1 protein-coding gene and 1 pseudogene are annotated in these 615 nt (G+C 44.7%); both read left to right on the forward strand.

Annotation, left to right across the window (positions count from 1 at the left end; genetic code table 11):
- Nucleotides 1-98 (forward strand): annotated as a pseudogene (locus tag K5R16_RS22055) (ferrous iron transport protein A); the annotation flags it as partial.
- Nucleotides 91-615 (forward strand): FeoB small GTPase domain-containing protein (locus K5R16_RS22060; protein ID WP_220740551.1); only part of this gene is annotated, 525 nt, incomplete at its 3' end. The pseudogene K5R16_RS22055 and the gene K5R16_RS22060, both read left to right, overlap by 8 nt.

Here is a 615-nt window from a genome sequence, read left to right on the forward strand (position 1 = left end):
TCGTGGGCTCGGGCGTTGAACTGGATATCCGTGGCAGTAAATTATGTATGCGTCGCGATTTAGCAGATATTATAGAGGTTGAAAAAGCGAATGGCTAAACAATTTAACTGTGTCACTGTTGGTAACCCAAATGCGGGTAAATCTACACTATTTAATGCGCTCACAGGCTCTAACCAGCAAGTGGGTAACTGGTCAGGCGTAACCGTTGAGAAAAAGACCGGTCAGTTTGCACTACAAGGCACTGACGTATTTTTAACGGACTTACCGGGGATTTACGATCTTTTGCCAGCAGGTAATAGCTGTGATTGCTCTTTAGACGAGCAAATTGCCCAGCAGTATCTAGCTGATCAACCTATTGACGGCATCATTAACCTTGTTGATGCGACTAATATCGAACGCCACCTATATTTAACTGTGCAGCTACGTGAGTTGGGCATTCCGTTGGTGGTTGTATTAAACAAGATTGATGCAGCGCTTGAACGTGGCATTAAGATTGACGTAGTTAAAATGAGCGAAGAGCTAGGCTGCCCTGTGGTCGCTGTATGTTCTCGTGAAGAAAAAGACATCGAGAAGGTCAAACAGCAATTTGTAGCGCTACTTGACGGCAAGGTATCT

It is taken from the genome of Shewanella sp. c952, assembly GCF_019654975.1.
GTDB lineage: Bacteria > Pseudomonadota > Gammaproteobacteria > Enterobacterales > Shewanellaceae > Shewanella.